This is a genomic window from Mesorhizobium sp. M7A.F.Ca.CA.003.01.2.1 (genome assembly GCF_003998945.1).
GTDB classification, from domain to species: domain Bacteria; phylum Pseudomonadota; class Alphaproteobacteria; order Rhizobiales; family Rhizobiaceae; genus Mesorhizobium; species Mesorhizobium ciceri.
Genome location: NZ_RZRA01001521.1, coordinates 1 through 695 on the forward strand (window position 1 = coordinate 1; position 695 = coordinate 695).

General features: G+C 67.6%; 1 protein-coding gene and 1 pseudogene. Both read left to right on the top strand.

Translation table 11 applies throughout. The annotated features are described in order from the left end of the window. A pseudogene (locus EN969_RS33915) lies at nt 1-200 on the top strand (carbohydrate kinase); the annotation flags it as partial. Further along, nucleotides 197-695 (top strand): TIGR01459 family HAD-type hydrolase (locus EN969_RS33920; protein ID WP_127419911.1); only part of this gene is annotated, 499 nt, incomplete at its 3' end. The pseudogene EN969_RS33915 and the gene EN969_RS33920, both read left to right, overlap by 4 nt.

Consider the following 695-nt stretch of genomic DNA (forward strand, 5'->3'; position numbering starts at 1 on the left):
GCTATGACAGGCTTGCCGAGCTCGGCGCGCCCACGCTGATATCGGTCAGGAGCGCCGGAGGCGGGGCAGCGAACCCGGCCTGGACGGCAATCCGGCGTCGCAGGCTCGGCGTCGATTTCCTGCCCGCGCTTTCCGACGAGGCCGCCGCCGGCACGGCGCGGCTGGCGCTGATGGGTGCAAGCCGGGCAGGACTCCTATGAGCGCGAAAACGATCGAACGTCTCGACGGCCTCGGGCCGCTGGCGGAGCGCTATAATGTGTTCCTGCTCGACCAGTTCGGCGTGCTGCACGACGGCACGCGGCCCTATCCAGGCGCGGCGGCAGCGCTATCGGCGCTGAAACGCGCCGGCAAGACCGTGGTGCTGGTTTCGAACTCCGGCAGGCGGGCTCAACCCAATGAAAGCCGGCTCATGAAACTCGGCTTCGAACCGGGAAGCTGGGATCATTTCGTTTCTTCCGGCGAGGTGGCGTGGCGATCCTTTGGGGAGATGGCGGCGTCGGGAAAGCTGCGCCCGGGGACAAAATGCCTGCTGATCAGCCGCGACAATGACCGCTCCGCGATCGAAGGCCTGCCATTTGCGCTGACCGGGTCCGGCGATGAGGCCGAGCTGGTGCTGATCGCGGCCAGCGAGGGTGACCGCTTTGACCTTGACCATTATCGCAGGCTGTTCGCGCCGGCGGCGGAGCGGCGGGTGC